Here is a 6,377-nt window from a genome sequence, read left to right as displayed (position 1 = left end):
TTCGTCGGCAGCGTCAGATGTGGAGAAGAGACAGCCCCGGGCCGCGGACGCGGCGACCGCCACGGCGTCGACGCGGGACGGCGCCGGGCTACCCGGCGCCGGCGGCACCACCCGCCCGCGCACCGCCCGCAGCACCGTCGTCAGCTGCCCCCTGCGCCATCCCGCCCGCGCGCCCACGCCCCGCTCCCCTCGTCCGCCGGGTCTCCATTGTCGGCCTCCGTCCGCGCCGCCCGCCGGAGGCCGGAGGTGGAGACTCGGCGAGGGGCTGCCTCGGGCGCGTCAGGACGCCGCGATGCGGTCCAGGACCAGCGGGGTCGGCGCCGCGGCCTCGGCGGCGACGTCGAAGCCGCCCTTCAGGGCCTCCTTCGCGCGCTCGAACCGCTCCGGGGTGTCCGTGTGCAGGGTGAGCAGCGGCTGGCCCGCGCGCACGGTGTCGCCCGGCTTCGCGTGCAGCTCGACGCCCGCCCCGGCCTGCACCGGGTCCTCCTTGCGCGCGCGGCCGGCGCCGAGGCGCCACGCCGCGATGCCCACCGCGTACGCGTCGAGCCGGGTCAGCACGCCGTCGGCGGGCGCGAGGACCTGCTCGGTGTGCCGCGCGACCGGGAGCGTGGCACCGGCGTCGCCGCCCTGCGCCTCGATCATCCGGCGCCAGACGTCCATCGCGCGGCCGTCCGTCAGCGCGGCCCGCACGTCCTCGCCGGGGCGACCCGCGGCGGCCAGCATCTCCTCGGCCAGCGCCACCGTGAGCTCGACGACGTCGGACGGCCCGCCGCCGGCGAGCACCTCGAGCGACTCCCGGACCTCGAGCGCGTTGCCCGCCGTGAGGCCGAGCGGCGTCGACATGTCGGTGAGCAGCGCGACGGTGTTCACGCCGGCGTCGGTGCCCAGGTCGACCATGGTGCGCGCGAGCTCGCGGGCGCGGTCCAGGTCCTTCATGAACGCGCCGGAGCCGACCTTGACGTCGAGCACCAGCGCGCCGGTGCCCTCGGCGATCTTCTTGCTCATGATCGACGACGCGATCAGCGGGATCGCCTCGACGGTGCCGGTGACGTCGCGCAGGGCGTAGAGCTTGCGGTCGGCGGGCGCGAGGCCCGAGCCGGCCTGGCAGATCACGGCGCCGGGGCCGTCGAGCTGCGCCATCATCTCGTCGTTCGACAGCGCCGCGCGCCAGCCGGGGATGGACTCGAGCTTGTCGAGCGTGCCGCCGGTGTGGCCGAGGCCGCGGCCGGACAGCTGCGGGACCGCGACGTCGAACACGGCCACCAGCGGGGCGAGCGGCAGGGTGATCTTGTCGCCGACGCCGCCGGTGGAGTGCTTGTCGGCGGTGGGCCGGCGCAGGCCGGAGAAGTCCATCCGCTCGCCGGAGGCGATCATCGCCGCGGTCCACCGCGAGATCTCCGCGCGGTCCATGCCGTTGAGCAGGATCGCCATGTTGAGGGCGGACATCTGCTCCTCGGCCACGACGCCGCGGGTGTACGCGTCGATGACCCAGTCGATCTGCGCGTCGGTCAGGCGGTGGCCGTCGCGCTTGGCGACGATGACGTCGACGGCGTCGAACTTCTCGGTGCTCACTGCGACTTCCTCTCGACCAGGTCGGCCGGCCCGAACGCGTCCGGCAGCACCTCGGTCATCGGCTTGATCCCGCTCACCGTGTCGACGAGCAGGTCGGGGCCCCCGTGCTCCCAGAGGAGCTGGCGGCAGCGGCCGCACGGCATGAGGGCGTTCTCGTGGGCGTCCACGCACGCGAACGCCACGAGGCGCCCGCCGCCGGACACGTGCAGGCCGGACACCAGGGCGCACTCGGCGCACAGGGTCAGGCCGTAGGAGGCGTTCTCCACGTTGCAGCCGACGACCACGCGGCCGTCGTCCACCAGCGCGGCGACGCCGACGGGGAACTTCGAGTACGGGACGTACGCGCGGTGCATCACCTCGGTGGCGGCGGCGCGCAGCGCGTCCCAGTCGATCTCGGGGGTGGTGGTCATCGGTCGGCTCCTCCCGGGACCCGCAGGTCCCACCAGCACGAACGGCCGCCGACCCGACGGGGGTCGACGGCCGCTGCGCGCGTCACTTGACGTAGGCGATGCCCTCGGCGGCGGGCGCCCGCACGCGGCCGACCAGGCCGGCCACGGCGAAGATCGTCACGACGTACGGGGTCATCAGCATGATCTGGCTCGGGATCGGCGTGCCGATGATGCCGAGCACCACCTGCAGGTTGTCCGCGAAGCCGAACAGCAGGGCCGCGGCGAGCGCGCCCTTCGGGCTCCAGCGTCCGAGGATCATCGCGGCGAGGGCGATGAAGCCCTTCCCGCCGGTCATCTCCTTGCCGAACGCCAGGCCGTTCGCGACCGTGAAGAACGCGCCGCCGAGGCCGGCGATGGCGCCGCCCAGCAGGGTGTTCCACACGCGGGTGCGGTTGACCTTGATGCCGACGGTGTCGGCGGCCTTCGGGTGCTCGCCGACCGCCCGCATGCGCAGGCCCCACCGGCTCCGGAACACGAGGACCTGCAGCACGATCACCACGACGTACATGAGGTACACGAGGATCGTCTGCCGGAACAGCACCGGCCCGATGATCGGGATGTCCGACAGCCCCGGGATCGCGAGCGTCGGCAGGCGCGGCGGCGCGTTCAGCGTGTCGGCGTTCTCCTTGAGCACGGTGGAGAACAGGTAGCTCGTGATGCCCACGACCAGCACGTTGAGCACGACGCCCACGATGATCTGGTCCACCACGTACTTGATCGCGAACGCGACGAGCAGGGCCGACACCAGAGCACCGGCGATCGGCGCGGCGATGAGCCCGACGTAGGCGCTGGACGTGATGGTCGCGACCACGGCGGCGAGGAACGCGCCGGCGAGCAGCTGCCCCTCGATCGCGATGTTGATGATGCCGGACCGCTCGCTGACCAGGCCGGCGAGGGCGCCGAACACCAGCGGCACCGCGAGGAACAGCGACCCCTGCAGCAGGCTCGTGAGGGGCAGCGGCTGCGCCTTGCCCGCCACGGCCCACGTGAGCAGGGCGAACACGAGCGCGACCGCGTAGACGGCGGGCAGCCAGACGCCGACCTTGCGGCGGGTCCGCGCCGCCTGGAACGACCAAGCCGCGAGCCCCAGGGCGATCAGGCAGAGCACGATCGCGGTGAGCTTGGACGGGACGGAGAACGCGATGTTCTCCCCCGGCGCGAACATGGTGAACGAGGTCTCCCGGCCCGAGGCGGGCATGATCCCGAACAGCAGCAGCGCGACCGCGGCGACCGCGCCGTACGCGATCGGCGCCTTGTACGAGATCGGCGGCAGCGGCTTGCCGGCCGCGGCGCGCGCGGGGGCGGGGGCGGCGACGGCGCTCACGCGGCGGCCTCCTTGACGACGGGCGCGGCGAGCTCGGCCGGCTGGGCGCCGGGGCCGCGGGGGGACGGGAGACGGAACACCGCGCGCACCAGCGGGGGCGCCGCGATGAACAGCACGACGAGCGACTGGACGACGAGCACGATGTCGATCGGCGTGCCGGTGCGGGACTGCATCGCGAACCCGCCGGCGCGCAGGGCGCCGAACAGCAGGCCGGCGAAGAAGGTGCCGAGCGGCTTGGACCGGCCGAGCAGCGCGACCGTGATCGCGTCGAACCCGAAGCTGGCCGCGATGCCGGCGGTGAGCACCTTCTCGGTGCCGAGCACCTGCGCGGTGCCCGCCATGCCGGCCAGGCCGCCCGCCACGAGCATCACCAGCAGGTACATGCGGTTGACGTTGATCCCCGCGGTGCGGGCGGCGCTCGGGTTGGACCCGACCGCGCGGAACGCGAACCCGATCGTCGACCGGTTCATCAGCCACCACACGAACACGGCGGCGAGGATCGCGACGACGAAGCCGAGGTGCAGCCGGAACTGCGGCCCGAGCAGCTGCGGGTACAGCGCGTTCTCGGCGATCGGCGGGGACACCGGGTTGTTGCTGTCGCCGCGCTTGAACGCGGACGTGGTCAGCAGGTAGCCCACCAGGTAGATCGCGATGTTGTTGAGCATGATCGTGACGATCACCTCGTTGGCGCCGGTGCGGGCCTTGAGGTAGCCGGCGATGCCCGCCCACAGGCCGCCGCCGATGACGCCGCCGATCACGGCGAGCAGCAGGTGCAGCACCGGGGGCAGGTCCCAGGCGAACCCGATGTAGCCGGCGAAGATCGCGCCGAGGATGATCTGGCCCTGCGCACCGATGTTGAACATGCCGGCCCGGAAGCCGATGCCCAGGCCGAGGCCCGCGAGGATCAGCGGGACGGACCAGGTCATGGTCTCGGTGATCGGGCGGATCCCGCGGGCGAACGTCGCGGCGCCCGGGTCGAAGACGGCGCCCTGGAACAGGGCCACGTACGCGCCCCAGACGGCGTCCCACGCCGCGGAGAAGAAGTCCGCCGGCCGCGCGAAGAAGTACCCCGCGGCGTCCTGCACGGCGCTGTCCGCGGCCGCGATCAGCACGCCGGAGATGACGAGCGCGAGCACGAGGGCGGCGAGCGTCACCAGCCAGCTGCTCTCCAGCATCTCGCGGAGCGCGCCCTGGGCGCGCTGCTCGAGGCCGTCGTCGCGGCGCGCCGGGGCGGTGGACCCGGCCGGCGGCTGCTCGGGGGCGGGGGTCGCCTGGCTCACTTGCTCTCCTCCTCGGAGGCCTCGATGTCGGCCTCGCCGAGCACGGTGTGGTGGGTCGCGGCCTGCTGCACGGCCTCGGCCTGCGGGACGCCGGCCATCATGAGGCCGAGCACGTCGCGGTCGGTGCCCCCGGGGACGATGCCGACGATCCGGCCGCGGTACATGACGACGATCCGGTCCGCCAGGGCGAGCACCTCGTCGAGCTCGGTCGAGACGATGATGACCGGGGTGCCGGAGTCCCGCTCCTGCACGATCCGCTTGTGCACGAACTCGATGGACCCGACGTCGAGGCCGCGGGTGGGCTGGGACGCGATGAACAGCCGCAGCGGGCGGGACATCTCGCGGGCCAGGACGACCTTCTGCTGGTTGCCGCCGGACAGCGTGCCGGCGTGCGCCTCGGTCGACGGCGTGCGGACGTCGAACTCGACGGTCCGGCGCTCGGCGTTCTCCTGGACCCGCTTGGGGTCCAGGGAGATGCCGCGGGCGAACGGCGCGCGGTCGTACAGGTCGAGGATGAGGTTCTCGGCGACCGAGAAGTCGGCGACGACGCCGTCCTCGGTCCGGTCCTCGGGGACGAACCCGACCCCGGCGTCGAGCACCTGCTTGACCGTGCGGCCGACCAGCTCGGTGCCGTCGAGCACGACGGACCCGGCGACCGGCTGCTCCAGGCCGAGGATGACCTCGGTGAGCTCGGTCTGGCCGTTGCCCTGCACGCCGGCGACCGCGACGATCTCGCCGCGGGCGACGTCGAACGACACGTCGTCGACCTGGCGCACGCCGGCCTCGTCGAGCACGGAGAGGTTCCGCACCTGCAGGGCGACCTCGCCTGCCTGCGCGGGCGCGCGGTCGACGCCGAGCGAGACGGACCGGCCGACCATGAGCGAGGCCAGCTCGGTCTCGGCGGCGTCGGGCCGGGCGCTGCCGACGACCTGTCCGCGGCGGATGACCGTGATCCGGTCCGCGACGGCGCGGACCTCACGGAGCTTGTGGGTGATGAAGACGATGGACGTGCCCGCCGCCTTGAGCTGCCGCATGATCGCGATGAGCTCGTCGGTCTCCTGCGGCGTCAGCACCGCGGTGGGCTCGTCGAGGATCAGGACCTTCGCGTCCCGCGACAGCGCCTTGATGATCTCGACGCGCTGCTGCGCGCCGACCGGGAGGTCCTCGACCAGGGCGTCGGGGTCGACGTCGAACCCGAACCGGTCGGAGATCTCCTTGACGCGGCGGCGCGCCGCGGTCAGGTCGAGCATGCCGCCGCCCTTGACGGGCTCGTACCCGAGGACGACGTTCTCCGCGACGGTGAAGACCGGGACCAGCATGAAGTGCTGGTGCACCATGCCGATGCCCGCGGCCATCGCGTCGCCCGGGCCGGCGAACTCCACCGGCCGCCCGTCGACGAGGATCTGGCCCTCGTCCGGGTCGTAGAACCCGTACAGCACGTTCATGAGGGTGCTCTTGCCGGCACCGTTCTCGCCCAGCAGCGCGTGGATCTCGCCGGGCTCGACCACCAGGTCGATGTGGTCGTTCGCCACCAGGGCGCCGAAACGCTTGGTGATCCCCCGCAGCTCGAGCTTCACGTGGGAATGCTCCTTCGGTCGATCGTGTCGCTGCGCACACTAGGCCAAACCGGACGGCCGGAGACAGCCGCAAGGTCCCGGGTGCGCGGGTGAACGCAGCGGTGGGGGGGGGGGGGGGGGGGGGGGGGGGGGGGGGGGGGGGGGGGGGGGGGGGGGGGGGGGGGGGGGGGGGGGG

At 73.2% G+C, this 6,377-nt stretch carries 5 protein-coding genes; all 5 read right to left on the bottom strand.

The features are described from left to right. Nucleotides 1-279: 279 nt before the first annotated feature. Nucleotides 280-1,572: a thymidine phosphorylase gene (locus tag AC3WUG_RS19170; RefSeq protein WP_492329129.1), complete on the bottom strand. Its 1,293-nt coding sequence runs from the start codon at nt 1,570-1,572 to the stop codon at nt 280-282. Beyond that, on the bottom strand, nt 1,569-1,982 hold the full coding sequence (locus tag AC3WUG_RS19165) for a cytidine deaminase (RefSeq protein WP_492329128.1): 414 nt from the start codon (nt 1,980-1,982) through the stop codon (nt 1,569-1,571). The genes AC3WUG_RS19170 and AC3WUG_RS19165 overlap by 4 nt, the downstream gene beginning before the upstream one ends. A gap of 82 nt (nt 1,983-2,064) precedes the next feature. Next, on the bottom strand, nt 2,065-3,345 hold the full coding sequence (locus AC3WUG_RS19160; RefSeq protein ID WP_492329127.1) for an ABC transporter permease: 1,281 nt from the start codon (nt 3,343-3,345) through the stop codon (nt 2,065-2,067). Further along, entirely contained in the window at nt 3,342-4,625 is a 1,284-nt protein-coding gene (locus AC3WUG_RS19155; protein ID WP_492329126.1) for an ABC transporter permease, read from the bottom strand. The genes AC3WUG_RS19160 and AC3WUG_RS19155 overlap by 4 nt, the downstream gene beginning before the upstream one ends. Next, nucleotides 4,622-6,202 (bottom strand): ABC transporter ATP-binding protein, encoded by a 1,581-nt coding sequence (locus AC3WUG_RS19150; protein ID WP_492329125.1) that lies wholly within the window; start codon nt 6,200-6,202, stop codon nt 4,622-4,624. The genes AC3WUG_RS19155 and AC3WUG_RS19150 overlap by 4 nt, the downstream gene beginning before the upstream one ends. Nucleotides 6,203-6,377 lie beyond the last annotated feature (175 nt).

The organism is Cellulomonas sp. EB106-03-03-XG116 (genome assembly GCF_058792015.1).
This window is presented reverse-complemented; position numbering and strand designations above follow the sequence as displayed.